At 72.5% G+C, this 19,418-nt stretch carries 13 protein-coding genes; 4 read left to right on the top strand and 9 right to left on the bottom strand.

Translation table 11 applies throughout. From position 1 onward, the window contains the following. Positions 1-5 precede the first annotated feature (5 nt). The 4 genes from FLX08_RS02045 to FLX08_RS02030 are packed head-to-tail and all read right to left on the bottom strand — an operon-like array spanning position 6 to position 3,899. Positions 6-845, bottom strand: a complete 840-nt coding sequence (locus FLX08_RS02045; protein ID WP_142616456.1) for a TIM barrel protein — start codon at positions 843-845, stop codon at positions 6-8. Further along, positions 842-1,678, bottom strand: a complete 837-nt coding sequence (locus tag FLX08_RS02040) for a carbohydrate ABC transporter permease (protein ID WP_142616455.1) — start codon at positions 1,676-1,678, stop codon at positions 842-844. The genes FLX08_RS02045 and FLX08_RS02040 overlap by 4 nt, the downstream gene beginning before the upstream one ends. After that, on the bottom strand, positions 1,672-2,559 hold the full coding sequence (locus FLX08_RS02035) for a carbohydrate ABC transporter permease (protein ID WP_142616454.1): 888 nt from the start codon (positions 2,557-2,559) through the stop codon (positions 1,672-1,674). The genes FLX08_RS02040 and FLX08_RS02035 overlap by 7 nt, the downstream gene beginning before the upstream one ends. Positions 2,560-2,573: 14 nt before the next feature. Further along, positions 2,574-3,899: an ABC transporter substrate-binding protein gene (locus FLX08_RS02030; protein ID WP_142616453.1), complete on the bottom strand. Its 1,326-nt coding sequence runs from the start codon at positions 3,897-3,899 to the stop codon at positions 2,574-2,576. A 421-nt stretch (positions 3,900-4,320) separates the two neighbouring features. Here FLX08_RS02030 and FLX08_RS02025 point away from each other — a divergent pair, with 421 nt between their 5' ends. From FLX08_RS02025 to FLX08_RS02015, 3 genes are all read left to right on the top strand, one after another. Beyond that, the gene (locus tag FLX08_RS02025; protein WP_142616452.1) at positions 4,321-5,322 is read left to right on the top strand and encodes an SIS domain-containing protein; all 1,002 of its coding nucleotides are present in this window, start codon (positions 4,321-4,323) and stop codon (positions 5,320-5,322) included. A gap of 66 nt (positions 5,323-5,388) precedes the next feature. Beyond that, positions 5,389-6,267, top strand: coding sequence for a PfkB family carbohydrate kinase (locus FLX08_RS02020; protein WP_142616451.1), 879 nt, complete (start codon positions 5,389-5,391; stop codon positions 6,265-6,267). Positions 6,268-6,290: 23 nt separating this feature from the next. Next, positions 6,291-7,388 (top strand): LacI family DNA-binding transcriptional regulator, encoded by a 1,098-nt coding sequence (locus tag FLX08_RS02015; protein WP_142616450.1) that lies wholly within the window; start codon positions 6,291-6,293, stop codon positions 7,386-7,388. Between the two features lie 18 nt (positions 7,389-7,406). On the opposite strand, the gene FLX08_RS02010 is transcribed toward FLX08_RS02015, so the two are convergent. Together FLX08_RS02010 and FLX08_RS02005 are read right to left on the bottom strand one after the other, a co-directional pair. Then, complete coding sequence (locus FLX08_RS02010; RefSeq protein ID WP_142616449.1) at positions 7,407-8,447, bottom strand: sulfotransferase family protein; 1,041 nt, start codon at positions 8,445-8,447, stop codon at positions 7,407-7,409. Between the two features lie 123 nt (positions 8,448-8,570). Further along, the gene (locus FLX08_RS02005) at positions 8,571-9,461 is read right to left on the bottom strand and encodes a CDP-alcohol phosphatidyltransferase family protein (protein ID WP_142616448.1); all 891 of its coding nucleotides are present in this window, start codon (positions 9,459-9,461) and stop codon (positions 8,571-8,573) included. Between the two features lie 155 nt (positions 9,462-9,616). Between FLX08_RS02005 and FLX08_RS02000 the strand changes: the two genes are divergently transcribed. Beyond that, entirely contained in the window at positions 9,617-11,197 is a 1,581-nt protein-coding gene (locus tag FLX08_RS02000) for a stealth family protein (RefSeq protein ID WP_142616447.1), read from the top strand. On the opposite strand, the gene FLX08_RS01995 is transcribed toward FLX08_RS02000, so the two are convergent. From FLX08_RS01995 to FLX08_RS01985, 3 genes are all read right to left on the bottom strand, one after another. Next, on the bottom strand, positions 11,164-12,966 hold the full coding sequence (locus FLX08_RS01995; protein ID WP_142616446.1) for a glycosyltransferase family 39 protein: 1,803 nt from the start codon (positions 12,964-12,966) through the stop codon (positions 11,164-11,166). The genes FLX08_RS02000 and FLX08_RS01995 overlap by 34 nt on opposite strands. Continuing rightward, positions 12,963-15,890: a bifunctional glycosyltransferase/CDP-glycerol:glycerophosphate glycerophosphotransferase gene (locus FLX08_RS01990; RefSeq protein WP_167530244.1), complete on the bottom strand. Its 2,928-nt coding sequence runs from the start codon at positions 15,888-15,890 to the stop codon at positions 12,963-12,965. The genes FLX08_RS01995 and FLX08_RS01990 overlap by 4 nt, the downstream gene beginning before the upstream one ends. A 127-nt stretch (positions 15,891-16,017) precedes the next feature. Further along, complete coding sequence (locus FLX08_RS01985) at positions 16,018-19,404, bottom strand: bifunctional glycosyltransferase/CDP-glycerol:glycerophosphate glycerophosphotransferase (protein ID WP_142616444.1); 3,387 nt, start codon at positions 19,402-19,404, stop codon at positions 16,018-16,020. Positions 19,405-19,418 lie beyond the last annotated feature (14 nt).

Raw genomic sequence — 19,418 nt, 5'->3', positions numbered from 1 at the left:
GTCGGCTACGGGGTCGCGCCGAGGGCGGCCTCCACGGCGGACAGGCAGCGTTCGACGACGGGCCGGGGGGCGAAGGCGTAGGTGCCGTCGCCGAACAGCTCGAACGTCATGCCCCCGGCATAACCGCGGCGGGAGAAGGCGGCGAGATAGTCGGCGAGCGGCAGCTCCCCGTCGCCCCACGCCAGGTGACCGGCCGGGCGTCCGTCGATGAGGTGCACGTGGCGGACGCGGTCGCCCAGCGCGTCGAAATAGTCGTCCACGCTCTCCCTCGCGACCGCCATGCCCACGGTGTCGAGCACGGCGGCGAGGTTGGGCGCGCCGACCTCGTCCAGCATCCGGGCGAGCGCCCGCGAGTCGTTGACGAGGTTCGACTCCACCCGCTGGAGCGGTTCGAGCACGCAGGTCACCCCGAACCCGTCGGCGTACCCGGCGATCTCGGCGAGGGCGTCGGCCGACCTGCGCCACGCCGCCTCCACCGGCTCGACCTCGTAGCCCCGGCCCGGCGTGAGCAGGAGCAACTCGGCGCCGAGCTCCGCGCACAGCTCGGCCGCCCGGCGGAACATCGCGATGCTCGAGGCGCGCAGCCGCGTGTCGGCCGAGGCGATGTTGACCGGATACGCCACCTGCTCCGGGGTGAGGCAGCGCACCCGGAGACCCCGTGAGGCGGCCCGGCGGCGTACGGCGCGGGCCTCGGCGTCGCTCACCTGCGGCACGTGGAAGTGGGGGGCGATCCCCCACAGCTCCAGTTCCTCGCGGCCGAGGGCGGCGGCGTCGTCGAGGAACCGCTCGAACGGCAGGTGCTGATAGGAGAAGTTCGATCCGGTGACGAGGGGCATGGAACTCATTTTCCGACTCCGTCCGCGAGTCCTTTGACGATGTGACGCTGCCCGGCGAAGAACAGCAGCACGACCGGGAAGGCCGCGATCGCCATGCCGGCGAAGACGACGGGAAACTCGGTGCCGTGCTTGCTCATGAGGCTCATCAGGCCGACGGGAAGGGTCTGCACGCCCGCACCGCTGGTGAAGACCATCGCGAACAGATACTCGTTCCACGCGAACAGGATGTGCAGCAGCACGGTCGAGGTGATGATCGGCTTGCACATGGGCAGGATGATCCGCCAGAAGGCGGTCCACCGGCCGCAGCCGTCCATCTCGGCCGCCTCGTCCACCTCACGCGGCAGGTCGAGCATGTACGCCCGGATGAGGAAGGTGGTGAACGGCACCCGGAAGGCCGTGTAGAGGATGAGCAGCGCCCAGAAGCTGTTGTAGAGGCCCATGGCCTGGAACATCTTCACCAGCGGCACGAGCGCCACGCTCGGGGCGAGCATCAGCCCGCCGAGGATGACCCCGGTGGTGAGCCTGGAGAACGGGATGTTCACCCGGGTGAGGCCGTACGCGGCCCACGCGCTGACGAACACGGTCGCGACCGTCGAGGTCACGGTGACCAGCACGCTCGTGGTGAGGTAGTCGCTCACCCCGCGGTTCCAGGCCTTCCGGTAGCTGTCGAAGCTCCAGTGGGACGGCAGCGAGAAGGGGCTCCCGAAGATCTCGCCGTTGGTCTTGAACCCGTTGAGCACCATCCACAGCAGCGGATAGACCACCACCGCGGCGAGGCAGAGCAGGAACGCCCACAGGAACACCCGGGCGACCACCCCGAGGAAGCCGATTCGACTCACCATGTCACCCTTCTCCTGCGCGCGACCCACAGTTGCGCCACGGCGATGCCGAGCGTGATCACGAAGATGACGGTCGCGATCGCGGCGGCGTAGCCGAAGTCGTTGCGGACGAAGCCGCTGCGATAGAGCCAGGTCCCCAGCACCTGGGTCGAGTTGTCGGGCCCGCCGCCGGTCATGACCATGACCTCGTTGAACACCTGGAACGCCCCCGAGATCGTGACCATCGACATCACGCCGGTCATCTCTCGCACCAGGGGAAGGGTCACGTGGCGGAAGCGGCGCACCGGGCCGGTGCCGTCGAGGGCCGCCGCCTGGTAGATCTCGCGGGGGATCCGCTGGATGGCGACGGCGAACAGCAGGGTCGAGTAGCCGAAGCCCTGCCACTGGCTCATCGCGATGATCGCCGGCATGGCCGTGCTCTCCTCGCCCAGCCACGAGTGGCCGAGACGGCCGAGGCCGGCCGCCTGCAGCAGGTGGTTGAGCAGCCCGAGGTCGGGCTCGTAGACGAAGTAGAAGAGCAGGCCGGCGACGGTCAGCGAGATCGCGGAGGGGATGAAGTAGATCGCCCGCAGCACGCGCTGCCACCGCTCGCTGCGCACGCCTTCGATGAGCGCGGCCAGCACGAGCGCCCCGAACACCTGGAACGCGATCGACACCACGGCGTACAGCACGTTGTTGCCGAGCGACCGCCAGAAGACGGGGTCCTCGACGAGCTTGGCGTAGTTGGCGAAGCCGACGTACTCCTGGCTGCCGCTGTAGATGTCCCACTTGAGCGTGCTGAACCCGAGGTTCTCGGCCAGCGGGAAGTAGACGAACACCCCGACCAGCACGAGGGCGGGAACGACCCACGCGAGCCCGAGCGCCCGTTCGCCGATGGTGCGCACCTGCTCTCCTCCGGCTACTTCGCCGACGCCGAGGCCCGGCGGACGCTCTCGAGCACCTGCTCGGGGGTCCTGCCGCCGGTGATCAGCGCCTCGCCGCCGGACAGCCAGGCGTCGGCCACCTCGGGCACGGTGACGGTGTCGAGCCAGGCGGCGAGCTTCGGCGCCTTGTTGACCAGCCCGACGCCCGCGAACACGGCGCTGCTGGAGGTCTCGGGCGTGACCGCGCCGATGACCGTGCTGGGCTGCCCGTACGGCGGCGACGACAGGGTCTTGGCGTTCTCCACGCTCGTGACGAACTTCATGAAGTCGACGGCCAGCGGGATGCGCGGGGAGGCGGCGTTGACCAGATATCCCTCGGGCGCGCCCTCGATCACCGCGGGGTCGCCCTTCGCCCCCTGTGGCGCCGGCAGCGGGAAGATGCCGAAGTCGTCCGCGGGGAGCTTGCCCTCGGCGGTCTCGTTGTCGAACTCCAGGATCTCCTGGTAGTACATGGCCGCCTTGCCGTCGGCGAACTTCTCCTGCGCCGAGCTGTACAGCACGCCGTTGGTGCCGCTCCTGGTGTCGGTGCAGGTGTCGACGAGGGTCGTGAACCGGGTCAGCGCGGTGACGTAGCCCGGATCGTCGAGCTTCGCCGTCGCGGGCTTGAGGTCGGCCTGCAGGGTGTCCCACGGCACGTCGTAGGCGAACATCTGCTGCAGGTAGTGGAGGGCCGGCCAGCCGTCCTTGTTGCCGAACGCGATCGGCTCATACCCGGCCTTGCGCAGCGGCCCGCACGCGGCGATCAGGTCCTCGAACGTGGCGGGCACCTTCACTCCCGCCTTGGCGAACGCGGCCTTGTTGTAGCCCATGAACTTGCCGTTGCCGTAGAGCGGGATCCCGTAGTACCTGCCGTCGTAGGCGAAGGCCGACAGCGCCCCCTCGCTGAAGGTCTTCCCCCACTCCGTGCCGGGTCCGACGACCTCGGTCAGGTCGGCCGCGCGGCCGCCGCGGACGAAGTTCTCCGCCCAGTTGCCCGTCCAGGTGAAGTAGACGTCGGGCAGGGCGTTCGACGCGGTCAGCGTCTTGGTCTTGTCCTTGATGCTCTGGTCGGTCTCCTGGATGAGCTGGATCTTCACGCCGGGGTGGAGCTTCTCGTATTCGGCGGCCAGGTTCTCGAAGTACGGCTCCAGCGGCTCTCCGGCGAACTTGGTGAGGATGCTCAGGGTGCCGGAGTAGTCGGGGGCGGCGGTCACGTCGGCCGCGGGAGCCGTGTCCGCCTGCCCGCCGCCGGTGCACCCGGCGAGGGCGAGCACCGACGTCCCGGCGAGTGCCGCGAACGTCGTCAGTGCGCGAGGGCGCATGGGCTTCCTCTCTCTGGTCTGTATGGGGGCTGGTCTCTCTGGGCTGGTCCGTCTGGGGGCTGGTCCGTCTGCGGAGGGAGGACCGCCGGCGCCGGGACCTGGGGCGATGCCGGGACACCGCAACCCGCCGGGAGCCGCCGTGCGGTGACACCGGGATTCGGCGGGCACGACCCGCTGGTGTGGGGTGACTGTACAGACCATCTGATACCGGTACCAGACCTAGTTCAGGAATTTTTCCGCGCCGGACGCCTCCAGGAGCGCAGCCAGACGAGAAACAGCAGCTAGTAGGCGCAGCGCATTGACAAGATGGGTTGCGGTGTTGACGTCGCACGTTCACCTGTGCCAGCGTGACCGGGCGTGATACCGGTATCAGGCAGCAGGGGCGCCGCCGGTCCGCAGGTGATCCCGAAAGGACGCGACAATGCTCGGATTCGACGAGCCGGAATTCCTCTCCCAGCTGGCGAGCGCGGTGGCGCTGCGCCCGCGGATCGAGGAACTGGTCGATCGGCTCGTGGACGGGGGATTCGACAACCTCTACCTCGTCGGCGCCGGCGGCACCTACGCCCAGATGTGGCCGTACGAGCTCCTGGCCCGCCGGCGGTCCACGCTCGACGTGCGCGCGGTGATCGCGGCCGAGCTCGTGGCCGTGGACGAGAAGGCGCTCGGCGGGCGCTCGGTGGCGATCTTCACCTCGGTCTCCGGCACCACCGACGACGTCGTGAGGGCCATCGAATTCTGCAGGTCGAAGGGCGCCTATACCGTCGGCTTCACCGGCCACCCCGACTCGCCGGTCGCCCGGAACGTCGACCTCGCGCTGCTGACCGAGCCCAAGACGTGGCCGTTCGACATGCAGATGCTGCTCTTCATGAGCCGGCTGCTGTCGCGGCGGGGCGAGTTCGACGGCTACGAGAGGTTCGCCGCCGAGTTCGACGACCTCCCGCGGATCCTCCTGGAGGTCGCCAGGCAGGCCGAGCCGGTCGCCGAGGCGTTCGCCGACGCCCACAAGGACAGCGACTACTACTTCCTCGTCGGCGGCGGCAACCTGTGGGGGTTCACCTACCTCTACTCCATGTGCATCCTGGAGGAGATGCAGTGGCTGCGCACCACGCGGGTGCACAGCGCCGAGTTCTTCCACGGCTCGCTCGAACTGCTCGAAGAGAACACCAGCGTGATCGTCTTCCAGGGCGAGGACGAGGCGAGGGCTCTCACCGACCGGGCCGAGGCGTTCGCCAGGCGGATCTCCGAGGACGTCACGGTCTTCGACACGAAGGACTACCCGCTCGACGGCATCAGCCCGCGGTTCCGCGGCCTGCTCGCGCCGCTCGTCCTCGACACCGTGATGAGCCGCGTCAGCAAGCACCTGGAGCGGGTACGCGACCACTCGCTCGACCTGCGCCGCTACTACCGCGTCATGGACTACTGATCCCGCCGTCCCCCCTTCCGGGCCCTCGCGCATGCCTGCGCGGGGGCCCGTCCACAGGAGAGTCCCTTGAGAGTCCTCGGCTTCGGCGACAACATCGTCGACCGGTTCGTCGACCGCGGCGTGGAGTATCCCGGAGGCAACAGCGTCAACGTGGCCGTCTACGCCCGCCGCCTCGGCCTCGACGCGGCCTACCTGGGCGTGTTCGGCGACGACGAGCTCGGCGGCTTCCTGCGCGACTCGATCGCCGCCCAGGGGGTCGCGACCGACCACTGCGTCGTACGGACCGGCGAAAGCGGCGTCTCCACCTTGCGCGTGGACGACGGCGACCGCGTCTTCCTCGGCTGGAACGGCGGCGGTGTCACGCTGCGGGAGCCGCTCGTCCTGGGCGACGACCTGCTGCGTTACGCCGCCTCCTTCGACCTGGTGCACTCCAGCGTGTACTCCCGGAGCGAGACCGAGCTGCCCAAGCTGGCCGGGCTCGGCCCGGTGGTGAGCTTCGACCTGTCCAGCGAGGACGAGTTCCGCACTCCCGGCTACCTCGGCCGGGTCTGCCCGTACGCCGACCTCGTGCTGCTGTCGTGCTCACATCTCGACGAGGCCGCCACACGGGCGCTGCTGGCCGAGGCCGTACGGCGCGGCGCGGGGCTCGCGCTGGCCACGCGCGGCGTCGAGGGGGCGATCGCGCACGACGGCAGGGTCACGATCGCGACCCCCGCGCTCCGGGTGGAGGATCCTCGCCTGATGGCCGACACGATGGGCTGCGGCGACGCCTTCCTCACCGGGTTCGCCGTCTCGCTGCTGCGCGGCGGCTGGACCGCCGGCGCCTCCCCCCGCCGCGACGCCGTCGAGCGCGCGCTCCACGACGGCGCGCGGTCGGCGTACGAGCAGTGCCTGGTGGAGGGCGCGTTCGGCCACGGACGGCCCGTTCTCACTAAGCTTCGCTAGGACGAGAGGGAGGAACGCCGGCCATGCCAGCTGAGCGGAGCCAGGCCGCCGGACGGGTGACGATCTCCGAGGTGGCGGCCGAGGCGGGGGTCGGGCGCGCGACCGCCGCCCGCACGCTCGGCGGCTATGGGCACGTCAGCCCCGAGCTGCGCCAACGTGTGCTCGCGGCGGCCGAGAAGCTCGGCTACCGCGCCAACGCCCTCGCCCGCAGCATGTCGACCGGCGTGAGCCACACCATCGGCGTGATCGTCGCCGACATCGGCAACCCCTTCTTCGCCGGGCTGGTCCGCGGCGTCTGCGACGCCTCCCGCGCCCGCGGCTTCGACACGATCGTGCTGAGCACCTACGAGAACCTCGACGAGGAGGTCGCCGCCACCAACGTGCTGATCGACAAGCGCGTCGACGGCATGATCATCGCGTCCGCCGCGGTCAGCGGCCGGGAGGTCGGCCATGTCAGGGAGGCGCTGAAGCGCGGCGTCCCCGTCGTCCTGGTCGACCGGGCCATCCCGGCGCTCGACCTCGACGCGGTCGTCATCGACAACCGCGACGCCGCGCGTGAGGCGGTCGAGCGGCTGATCGAGGCGGGGCACCGCCGGATCGGCTTCGTGTGGGGACCGCCCATGGCGCAGCCGCCCGCCACCCGGCGCGAGCTGCTGGACGCGGCGTCCCGCAATCTCTGGACCGACGGCGAGCGGCTGCGCGGCTACCTCGACGCGCTCGACGACGCGCGGATCCCCTTCGACCCCGAGCTGGTGATGGTCGGGCGCAAGGTCGAGGAGCGGGTGACCCAGGAGGTCGCGCGCATGCTCGCCCTGCCCGACCGCATCACCGCGCTGTTCTGCACCGAGACCGAGGCGGTGACGGGCGCCTTGCGCGCCCTACGGGCCGCCGGACTGTCCTATCCGCGCGACGTCGCCCTCATCGGGTTCGACGACAGCGCCTGGGCGGCGGTGATGGACCCGCCGCTGACGATGATCGCGCAGCCGGTGCACGAGCTCGGCGCGAAGGCGGCCGGGGTGCTCCTCGACATCGTGCAGGGGGCCGAGGCCGGCCGCGAGACGCACACGCTCCGCTCGCGTCTCGTCATGCGGTCGTCGGTCGGCCCCCCGCAGGGCGGCTGAGATCGTCGAGAGAGGTTGTCAGCGGGGGAGCAGTTCGTAGGAGCGCTGCTGGGGCAGGCCCGCGAGCTGCCGCTGGCCCTCTGTCAGCAGCGCGGCGATCGGACCGGGCTCGCGCAGCCGGGTGAGGCGGTCGCGGTTGTACTTGCGCAGCCGCGCCGCGCGGCGCTTGGCCGCCGCCGCCTTGAACGCCGCGACGTGCTCGCGGTCGGGCTTGCGCGCCCCGCTCAGCTCGTAGCCGTACGCCGTGAGCCGCTCGCCGAGCACCTCCTCGCACAGCGAGATCTCCCAGGGCTCCAGCCGGGAGGCCCACTTGCCCGAGTGGGCGGTGGTCACCTCCTCGTGCGTGTTGCTGTGCCACACCTTGTGCTTGGGCACGGCGAGCTCGGCCACGTGGCGCGGCTCGCACATCGCCGGGTCGTAGTCCTCGCCGAGGAACACGCACAGCTTCTTCAGCTCGGTCTCCGGGTCGGCGGTCAGGTCCTCGTATCGCAGCTCGTAGAAGCTGTCGGCGGGCAGCTTGCGCGCGTGCCGGCGGCCGAAGTCGATCGACTCGGCCCAGTTGGCCATGGCGTGCACGGCGTCGGCCTTGTACCAGGGCATCTGCTTGAGCGAGGCCACGCAGTCGCGGCCGTCCCTGACGAGGTGGACGAACTGCGCGTCGGGGAACATCCGCATCAGCATCTCGACGTGCCGGTAGTAGCTGGGCCGCTTGTCGCCCCAGCGCGGCTTGCCGAAGCGCTCGGCATAGCACTTGAAGACCATGCCGATGACCGAGCCGAAGCTGCCCGGGCCGAGCATGGCCGCCTGGATGAAGTCGGGGCGGCTCAGCCCGAGCTCGTGGAACTTCGTGGTGCGGCCCTCGGCGATCCAGGTCGCCAGCCTGCGCCTGTTGTCGGCCAGCCGCATGTCGCCGTACGCCCGGCGGGAGAAGTAGGCCGGGACGAGGAACCGCGTCTCGGGCGGGACCGCGATGCGCGGGTGCGAGTGCAGCATGAGCTGCAGCATGGTGGTGCCGGAGCGCGGGCAGCCGACGACGAAGACAGGTCTGTCCGAATGCATGAGTTCTATCCCCCGTGGTGAAATTTCCGGACGTCACGCCGCCGCCCGCCCCCGGGCGCGGCTGGTGACGCGGGTCCTACGGCGTCACGCCGTACAAGTAGTGGATCGGGCCGAGAAGGCCGGTCAGACGAGGATCTTCTCTCTCTCGGCGGCGGTGCGGGGCACCTGGCGCGACGCCAGCCAGACGCGGTAGACCAGGAACATCTCGAACGCCAGCAGCAGCGCGCCGGCCACGGCCGCGACCGGCACCAGGGCCGCGGCTCCGAACAGCGGGGCCACGACGAAGACCGCGGCGTGGAACTCGATGCCGCTCACGACGTGGGTGCGCACGCGGTGCCGCACCAGGAAGACCCGGAACCGGTCATACCAGGGGAAGCGCGCGTGGAACGCCTTCTGCAGGTCGACCACCGTGGCGCCGGCGTCCTCGACGGTCTGCTCGAACTCCGTCCTGGCCTGCTCCAGCTCGCTTCGCGGCCGGGAGCGCAGGACGCTCTCGGCGAGGACGTACTGCCCCTCCAGCCGCGTCTCGAGCAGCGCCCGGGTGGCGTCCTTGACCCGCTTGAGCTGGGGGCCGTTGATGTAGCGGAACAGGTCGAGCACCACGACGCCGACGGCGGCGAGCGCCAGGTCGGTGTCGCCCGTGCGGGTGTACTCCCCGAACCCCCATCCGAAGGCGCAGCAGACCACCCGCACCCGGTCGCCGACGTAGTCGAGCCACAGGCCGAAGGGCGTCCCCGTGCCCTTGAGTCTGGCGATCTTGCCGTCCATGCAGTCGACCATGAAGCTCAGATAGAACAGCACCGCACCGGCGACGAGCATGCCCTCCGTGAAGGCCGCCGCCGAAGCGAAGCCGATCAGCATGGACAGTCGTGTCAGTCCGTTTGGCGTGATCGAGGTGTGATTGGCCACGAGCAGCGCGAGCCGGCAGGCGAGCGGATCGACCATGAAGACGGTCCACCACGAGTCTCTCGGCTTGCGCGTCGCGAGTATGTCGTCCAGCGTGAAGCCTCCCATGCAGGCAAGAATGACTACAACCGGTAGCCGTTGGCCTGCTCTTCGGTAACAGGCAGGGCATCTCATTGCCGCTTCTTGACCGTCCCCCTCATCTGGGTAAACCATCCGCCAATCCGGTCGCCGATCGATTACAGTCCGTGGTCGAGGGGGAGACCATGCCCGTTGTCACGTTGTACCGGCGGCTGCAGGGGCGGCTGCCGTCATGGGAGCCCGCGCCGCGCGCCGCTCTCATCCGGGCGGACGCGGGTCCGCTCCAGGCCCAGCGCGAGACGCTGGACGTGGTGTGCGCCCTGCTGGGCGAGGCGGCCGTGCCGTACTTCTGTGTGCGCCCGCAGCCCAACCGGCCGCCGGTGATCGCCGTGTCCGAGGACGACCGCCCGCGCGCCCTGGCCGCGCTCGCGGCCGGCAGTCATCCGCTGTTCGCGTCGCGACAGCCGTACGGCAGGCAGGGCGCGCGGGCGCGCCAGGCGGACGCGGGCCGGATGCGCCCGGTGCGGCGCGCGGCGGCGCTGCTCGGCGACGCCAAGGTCGTGCGGCTGGCCATGTATTTCGCCAGCCCCTCGCGCACGCTGACACTCGGCCCGGAGCACGGGTGCGACCTGGAGTTCTGGGCCCGGGAGGCGGACGAGCTGGTCGCCCCGAGGCCGAACCCCGCCTGCGACCGCGTCCCCGTCGACGGCCCCGCCGTGGACGGCGGCGAGGAGCTGTTCACGCCGCTGGCGTGCGCCGCCCGCAGGGCCCGCGCCTATCGCACCCGGCCCGAGTTCGTCCGGCGGCTGCTCGACGACATCGACTTCCCGATCGACGCCGTCTACACGTGGGTGGACGGCGCCGACCCCGCCTGGCGGGCGCGCCGGCAGCAGGCCGAGCGCGCCGAGGCGCTGCGCACCGGCGCCCCGCCGAGCGAGATGGCGACCACGGAGGCCCGGTTCACCAGCAGGGACGAGCTGCGTTATTCGCTGCGCTCGCTGCTGATGTACGCCCCCTGGATCAACCGGATCTGGATCGTCACCGACGGCCAGACGCCGCCCTGGCTCGACACCACGCACCCGATGATCGCGGTGGTGGATCACAAGGAGATCTTCACCGACCCGTCGGTGCTGCCGGTGTTCAACTCCCACGCCATCGAGACGCAGCTGCATCACATCGACGGGCTCAGCGAACACTTCCTCTATTTCAACGACGACTTCTTCCTGGGCCGGCCGCTGCCTCCCCGCACGTTCTTCGAGGGCAACGGGATCACCCGCTTCTTCCCCAGCACCGTTCATGTGCCCTTCGGCGTGCCGGAGACCGAGGAGTCGCCGGTGCACGCCGCCGGCATGAACAACCGGCGCATCCTGGAGAACCTGACCGGCCGCACGATCACGCAGAAGCTCAAGCACGTGCCCTACGCGCTGCGCCGGTCGGTCATGCACGAGCTGGAGGGGCGGTTCACGGCGGAGTTCACGGCGACCGCGCGCAGCAGGTTCCGCACGTCGCGGGACATCTCGGTGGTGTCGTCACTGGCGCACTACTACGGCTATCTGAGCGGACGGGCGGTGCCCGGCACGGTCGACTACACCTACGTGGACCTGTCGCTGCCGAAGACGCCGGCCAAGCTGCGCCGCATGCTGGCCCGGCGCAGGCACGACGTGTTCTGCCTCAACGACACCGCTCCCACCACGATCGAGCAGGACGCGCTGCTGGGGCGGTTCCTTGAGGCCTACTTCCCCACCCCGGCGCCGTTCGAGCGGTGAGCGGCCCCCGGGTCATACCTGTCGTACCTGTCCACGAACATGCCCCGGAAGGTCCAGCGGCCGGCCGGGGCGAACGAACGCTCGACCAGGGCGCGCCTGCGGGCGGGCATCGCGTTCTTGCCCGTTTGGCCGACGACCCAGAGCGTACGCAGCCCGTCGAGCCGGGCGGCGAGCACCCGGGGGCCCACCTCGCGGCCGGAGAAGCTGCCGTCCCGCTCGGGTGACCGGGCCAGCGCCACGTCGCGCAGCCTGCCGAAGACCGACGGATAGACCGTTTCGTACTTCCTGACCTTGGCGGGGACGAACAGCACCCCGTCACCCGGCTTCGCCTCGGCCGCGAGCATCACCATGACCGGCCGCGGATCGTCCTGCCTGCCGTCGGGCCCTCGTGTGGCGAAATGCCCGGGAACCGACAGGCCGAGCCAGGCGGTCAGCACGGCCGCGCCGAGACCGGGGGGCAGCGCGGCCAGGCCCGCCCCGGCGAGCAGCGCCGCCGCCGGGACGCAGTAGAGGACGTAGCGGAACACGTACACGGGATGGACCACCCACGAGGCCGCGAGCAGCACCAGCGCGGGCACGAGCAGCCACGGCAGCGTCAGCCGCACAAGCGCCGCCTGGCCGGAGAAGGCCGCGCCCGCGGACGGTGTCCCGCCCGGACCGGCGGCCCACGGTCTTTCCGGCCGGCCCACGGCGGCCGTCTCGGCACGCAGCGCAGCCGCCGTCTCGGCACGCAGCGCAGTGGCCGTCTCGGCGCGGCCTGCGGCGGTCGCCGGAAGTCCACGCGCGGCCGGTTTTCCGGCGTGCGCGGCGCGCGCCCGGCGGACGCCCGCGACCGCGGCATACACGAGGCCGAAGAGCACGAGCGCCCAGGTCAGGGGGGCCACTCCGGGTCCCGTCGCCCCGCCGAGGTCGCCCGACAGCCGGACGGCGAGGGTGCCGGCGTCGGCCGCCTCCGGCCGGGGAATCCACCCCACCTGCGCGCTCTGCCGGGAGCCGAGCCAGGCCAGCGGCGCCACGGCCGCCAGCGCCGGTGTCACCGCGCACGCCCACCGGAGCAGCGGTCCCCGCGACAGGATCACGGCGAGGCCGTGCGCTCCCGCCAGGAGGAACGCGAACAGGTTGAGGTAGGCCAGCACGGTCAGTGCCGCCGCGTACGCCGCCAGGACCCCCGACGTGGGCGACCGCATCAGGCGCAGCGACAGCAGGGTCACGCCGACGGCCGCCGCCGCCGTCAGCGCGTACGGACGGGCCTCCTGGACATATCTGGAGAAGATGGGCATAAGGGCCAGCAGCACACCGCCGTACAGGCCCGCCCGGGGGACGCCGAGCGCGCGGCCGATCGCGCCGGTCCCGGCGGCGGCCAGCGCGCCCGCGACGACGGACGGCAACCGCAGCGCCACCCCGGCCGTGCCGGACAGCCCCGCGACGACGTGCATCAGCGCGTAGTAGAGGCCGTGCACGGCGTCGACCGACTGCAGCAGGTGCGCCAGTTGGGGAAGGGTGCGGCCGGCCGCGCTGACGGTGGCCGCCTCGTCCCGCCACGGCGGCGGCCCGCCGAGGTTCCACAGCCCCACCACGATCGCGAGAACGGCGGGCACGACGGTCACGACGGCGGACCTGGCGGGCCGTTCGGGCTCCGCGGCGGGGCGCTTCGCAAAAGCCGAGGGCGCGTCGCGTCGCGACACCCCCGCGGCCGTACGGCGGGGCGGACGGCCGGCGGCCCGCCGGGACGTGCGGCCGGCGGCGGCCTGCCGGGCGGCGCGGGTCATGGCCGCAGGCGCGCGACCACGCGCGCCGAGGCGTGTCCGTCGTCCCAGGGGCAGTAGGTGCGGGCGAACCGCTCATAGCGCGCCGCGAATCGCCCGAGGTCGCCGTGCCGCAGCACGTCGAGCACGTCGTCGCCGGTTTTGAGCACGGGCCCGGGGGCCTCGGCCTCGAAGTCGAAGTAGAAGCCGCGCACCTCGTCGCGGTAGCGCTCCAGGTCGTGTGCGAAGAACACCATGGGCCTGCCGGTGCACGCGAAGTCGAACATCGCCGACGAGTAGTCGGTGACCAGCACGTCCGCGGCGGCCAAGAGATCTGCCATGTCCGGAAATCTCGAGACATCGCGGATGCGGTCGCCGTCCGGGAACGTCATGTCCCGCGCCATCAGATAGTGGGCCCGCACGAGCAGCACGTCGTCGCCGCCCAGCGCACCGGCCGCCCTGACCGGGTCGAGCGCGAGCCGGCCGGTGGTGTCGTCGTCCCGCCACGTCGGCGCGTAGAGGATGACCCGCCGGCCGGCAGGCAGGCCCAGCCGCCGCCGGGCCGCGCGGGCGCGGGCGGGATCGAAGAGTACGTCGTTGCGCGGGTAGCCCGACTCCAGGATCTCCCCCTGGTAGCCGAACGCGCCGCGCAGCGCGTCGGTGGCGAACGGGCTCGGCGACAGCAGCAGGTCCCAGGTCGCCACCTGCCGCGCCAGCTCGTCACGCGGCACCCGCTGCGCGTACGGCATGCCTTCGAGGTCGAGGCCCAGGCGCTTGAGCGGCGTGCCGTGCCAGGTCTGCACGACCGTCTGCCCGCGCGGCTTGCGATACCACCCTGGCTGCGTGCGCCGGTTGGCCACGACGAAGCGGCTGGTGCGCAGCGCCTCCTCGTGCTCGCGCGAGCCGTACAGGACCAGGCGCACACCGGGCGGGACCGAGAACTGCCCGTCCCTGGTGACCCAGACGATCTCCACGTCCGGGTGGCGGCGCGCCAGCTCCTCGGAGACGGCCCGGGGATTACACGAATACTGCCCGCCGCCGTAGCTGTCGAACACCGCCGCGTTCCGCAGCGCCGTGCGTCGCGGCGCCGCCGCCCGCCGCCTGCGCGTCGCGTACGGCCCGCGCTCGTGCGGGCCGAGCGCCGGGCGCACGGCGAGGCTCAGGTCGCCGTCGCGCGAGGTGCGGACCGCGATTTCGTGGAACCCGGTGACCCGCGGCCTCGGCGGGTCGGCGATCAGCGCCGGGCTCAGGCGCACGCGCTCCTCCCCGCCCGCCGGTGACAGGGCGAGCACCCGCCAGGCGCCGCTGCGGAGCGGAAGTCCCTCGGCCGTCCTGCCGACGGCGGCCGTCCACGTCGCCTCGTCCCGGCGGACCGGCCAGGAGTGCCGCTCCGTGCCGCATTCCAGCACGATCCGATCTGCCGGGCACCGGCCCGTCCACTCCAGGACCGGCTCGCCTGCCTCCGTCCACCGGATCGCGCCGACGAGGCCGCCGGGGCCGGGAGCCGGGTCGCCGGCGGTGCGGGGACCGAGCAGGAGCCCGCGGTCACGGGTGAGGGAGACGCGCACGTTCCCGGCGTCGAAGACCCGCTCGCCCGGAGCTCCGGTCACCCGGCCCGCCCGGGTCACTCCCCGCGCGTGGACCCGCGCGTGCAGCGCCCACCGGCCGGCGGGCAGGGTGTCGAGGGCGACCACGGTCTCGAAGCCGGCGTCGTCGTGGCAGGCGACCGACTGGCGGGAGTCGGCGGTCACATCGGGCCTGCGGGTCCGGTGCACCGGCAGCGTTATCCGCTCCTCCCCGCGCTGGAGCCACAGCTCGATCCGGCTGCGCCGGCTGTCCAGGTGGGCGATGTACGCGTGTCCGGTCAGGGCGAGCCTGCCGTCCGAATGGCGTACGTCGTCCACACAGGCGACGAGCCGCAGGTCGCGAGTGGCGTCGAACAGCGAGCGCGGGAGCCGGGGGTCCCGCCGGAAGGGGTAGTCGAGATACCAGCGGCGGGGCCGCAGCCCCCGCCGGAGCACGCCCCGGTGCCTGATCTCCGAGGCGGCGAAGGTCCGCAGCTCCGCCAGCTCGCCGGTCATGCCGTGCGCGGCGAAGTGGATCTGGAGCCTTCTCAGGACCGGCAGCCGTTCCACCGCGCCGGGGTCCAGGCGGCCCAGACGGCCCAGCACCTCGGCGAGCCGGTCGGGAACGCGGTCGCGTACGGCCTCCAGCACGGCGTCGAGGTCGGGCCCCTCCGCCAAGCGGAGGTCGTAGGCGGTGCGCAGCTGCGGCGCGTGCCGTGCGAGCAGGTCCGACACCTCCAGCATCGCCTCCAGGCGGCGCAGCGGCTCGGCCGGCGGCCGGGACCCGCGCGTGAGGCAGACCACGTCGCCGAGCACGTCGGCCGAGGTGGACAGCACGTGCGCGGGGATCGTCACGGGGAAGTCCTCGCCCAGGCCCGCAGGGAAGGCGAACTCGTGCCGGTTCCAGAACTCCCGGCGGAACACCGTGCCGCCCGCCCGCGGGTCGTCCAGCAGCTTCTGATGCCGGGTGATGTGCGTGCGCAGCCTGGCCTTCGGCGCCGGGTCCGCCGCCTGGCCCGGGGCGTTCCGCGTCCAGGTGCGGATCCGGCCGCAGGCGAGGTCGGAGCCGGTGTGGTCGAGGGCGCCGACCAGCGCACGGTAGGCGTCCGCGGGGACGACCGAACCGGGGTCGGCGAAGGCGAGGTAGCGCCCGGTAGCGAAGGTCGCGCCCGCGTTGCGCGCCGTGCCGGGGTCGTCGCCGCCGTCGCCGAGCGTGAGGAGCGTGAACCTGTGGTCGGGCGGGTGAAGGCCCCGCGGGCGGCCGACGAGGATCACCTCCAGGTCGTCCAGGGTCTGGTCGCGCAGGGATTCGAGGCACTCCTCGGCGTGTTCCTCCCCGCCGTGCAGGGGGACGACCACCGAGAGCCTGACAGGCACCGTCACGCCGTCAGGATGCCGACGGACGGCCCCGCGCCACCGGCCCATCCCCATGGCCTTACGCTCGCTTGGCCGGCTCTTGACCCAACCGGCCCTGATCGCTTCCTGAGCGGGGTCGGGGGCGGCGCGACGGTCAGCCGAACAGCGCGTCCACCACCCGGCGGGCGGCCTGCCCGTCGGCCATCGGGCGATAGCGCGCCAGGAACGCGGCGTACGCGTCCCGGTGCTTGTCCGCGAGCTCGCCGAGGTGCGCGAGCGCGTCGAGCACCTCTCCCTCGTGCGGCAGCACCGGCCCCGGCGCCTCGGGCAGGAACCACAGGTCCCGCGGCCGGCCGGCGTGCAGGAGCACCGGGCGTCCCGTCACGGCGAAGTCGAACACCGCCGCCGCGTCCCCGGCGATCAGGACGTCGGCCGCGAGGTACAGCTCGTGCGGGTCCGGATGGCCGCCGGTGTCACGGACGCGGGCGTCGTCCGGCCCGGCGCCGGCGGCTCGGACCAGCAGGACGTGGTCCTCCGGAAGCCCGGCCGCCAGACGACCGGCGTCGAGCCTGTCGTGCTCCCCCGCGACGTACAGCAGGACGCGGGCGCGCTCCGGCAGGCCGAGGCGGCGCCGCACCTCGGCGGCGCGTTCCCGGGCGCCGGCTCCGGTCAGCAGGTCGTCGCAGGGCAGGCCGGTCTCCAGCACCTCTCCCTCGTAGCCGGACGTCCGCCGCAGCAGCGGCGTCCACCACGGCCCCGCCGAAACGAGATGCGTCCACTGCCCCGCCCCGGACCGGCCTGCGGGCTCCTTCGGCGTGCACGCGGGCTGCTGCCAGGTCTGCACGACCACCTGGCCGGGCCTGCGCTCGAACCACGGCGGCAGCGGCGCGTCGGTGACGACGTAGCGGCACCGGGCGAGTGCCTCGTAGTGCTCCCGTCCCAGCGTGCGCACCGATTCGACGTCGCCGGGCAGGGCGACCTGGCCGTCCCGCACGTTCCACAGCAGCGGCAGGTCGGTGCCCCGGCGGCGCAGCTCCTCGCAGACCGCTCTCGGGCTGCCGCCGAAGCGGGTGCCCGCGCCGCCGTCGAACAGGACGGCGTCCCGCAGCGGCCGGTCCCTCATCTGGGGATAGGTCCTCGTGCGCAGCGCCCGCCGGGCCTTCCTGCCGCGCTCGTCGGCGGTCAGGTCGCCGCTCACGGTCAGCACGGCCCGCCCCGGGCCCGACGTGACGACCCCGAACGTACGGCGGGCCGTCTGGTGCGCCGCCGGCAGGTCGGTGTCGAACTCCAGCGGCAGGTCCGTCCACTCTCCCCCGGCGGTGCGCGCCCGGATCGCCAGGGCGTACCGGCCGCGCGGCAGCGGCAGCCGCCCGGCGGGCGAGGCGACCTGCTCGGGCGTCAGCCGCGCCCGGAAGCGGGTGCCCGCTCCCTCGATCGGCAGCAGCCACTCCCCTCGCCGGGGAGTGGCGCGCGCATCGGGGTCGAGGGCGGTCACCACCAGCGCCGACATCTCGTGGGGTACGGCGAGGCCGCCCTCGATGAGCAGCTCGCCGCCGCCGCCGCAGCGCGCGGGCAGCCATTCGGCGAGGTCGGCGTAGGCCGCGGCGGGCTGGTGCCGCAGCACCAGGCCGCCGGTGCGGTCGCGGGTCACGACGATCTCCCGGCCGGCCAGGCCGTACCGGCCGGTGGGCACGTCCTCGGCGACGGTCATGGGCGTCACGGTGCCGTCGGCGGCCCGCACCTCGATCTCCCACCACGTCTCGGGCGCGGCGACCTCGTCCGGTACGGCGATCCGCGGGGCAGGGGACGCGGGCAGCAGGTCGCGCAGGTCGACGGCGGTCTCGAACGTACGCCGGTCGACGTGCACGGGATAGGTGCGAGGAACGCCGCCGGGACGCCGGGTGACCTGGAGCACCGGGCTCGGGCCGAGGTCGTTGACGACGTGGCCCACCAGGCGCAGGCGGCCGTCGCGCACCTCCCGCGTGACGACCCGGGCGGTCTCCCGCTCGGCCCGCAGCACGAGGACGCCGGTCTCCCCGAGCATCGGGGCGACATAGTGGTCGGGCCCCACGGTGCGATATCCCGCCTGCTCGACGGTCGAGGCGGCGGCGCGCGGGTCGGTCAGCCGTCCGCGCCGCAGGACGCCCCGGTGGAGCACGCGCAGCTCGACGTGCCACCGCCCGAGCCGGCCGGGCCTGGCCAGCGCCGCCGGGTCGATGACGAGCCGGAAGCCGCCCCAGTCGCGTTCCTTCGACTTCGTGGACACCCGGGCCCTGGTGACCGAGGCCGGCACCCGGACGCGCCGCCCGGTGCGCTCGTGGACGAGGGTGGCGAAGACCTGCTGGTGGACCCGCCGGGTGGGGCGCAGGTAGGGCGGGGCCGCGCGTCCCTCCACCACGAGCGCGCCGTCCTCCCAGCGGACCGCGTCGATGCGGTGACGCGGGACGAGCTCGTCCCTGGCCCTGGTCACGGCGGCGGGCATCTCCCGGTCGGCGGAGCGGGCGAGGGGCACGTTCAGGTGATGACCGCCCATCCTGCGGACGAGCCTGCGGTCGGGCGGCACCTCCCGCTCCCAGGCAAGGACCTCCAGCAGATCGTCCATGCGGCGCAGGCGCACCAGATGCCACTGCACGCGCCGCAGCGCGGGCAGCCCGTCGAGCACGGAGGGCGCCACGTCCTCCAGATAGAGGCAGGCGAGGTCGAGGAAGCGCTCCCGGAACGCCGGGGTGGCCTGGTCGAGCACGTCGAGGAAGTTCGTGAGGTCGCCGTCGAGCACGGCGTGGTCCCAGGCGTGGATGTGCGCGGTGAAGTTGTGCTCGCTCAGGAAGCGGCGGACCTCGGTGACGGCGGCGAACCGGTCCTCCAGGTGCGCGGCCCGCGTCTTGTCCTGGGTGATGGAGCGGCCGCCGTCCTCGCGCCGCCGCCACAGGTAGACCGGCGTGGGCACCACGTCGACGGCCCGCGCCAGGAAGTGGGCGCGCAGGGCCACCGCGATGTCCTCGTACAGCACGCCTTCTGGGAAGGCGAACCCGTGGGCGTCCCAGAACGAGCGGCGCCACAGCTTGTTGGTGACCAGGCGGTCGCGCAGGAGCGCGTGCGTCCGGGTGATGTGGGTGGCCGCGGCGGCGTCGGCGAAGACGGCCCGGTGCAGGGCCGACTGGCGGGCGCCGCGCCCGTCGAGGCGCAGCACGTTGCCCGTGGCGAGGTCCGATCCCGTCCGCTCCAGGGACGCCAGCAGGCATTCGAGGGCGTGCGCCGGCAGCAGGTCGTCGCTGTCGAGGAACATCAGGTGCTCCCCGGTCGCGTGCCGCACGCCCGTGTTGCGCGCCGCCCCGAGCCCCGCGTTGGCCTGGCGGACCAGCCGGAACCTGTCGTCGCGCGCCGCGAAGCCGGCGGCGATCTCGGCGCTGCCGTCGGGCGAGCCGTCGTCGACCATGACGACCTCGATGTCCGGCCACGTCTGCGCCGCGACCGAGGCCAGGCAACCGGCGAGGTACGGTTCCACGTCGTAGATCGGGACGATCACGCTGAGGCGGGGCACGGGCGCTCCTTATG

It is taken from the genome of Microbispora hainanensis, assembly GCF_006874475.1.
In the GTDB taxonomy this organism is placed as follows: Bacteria; Actinomycetota; Actinomycetes; order Streptosporangiales; family Streptosporangiaceae; genus Microbispora; species Microbispora hainanensis.
This window is presented reverse-complemented; position numbering and strand designations above follow the sequence as displayed.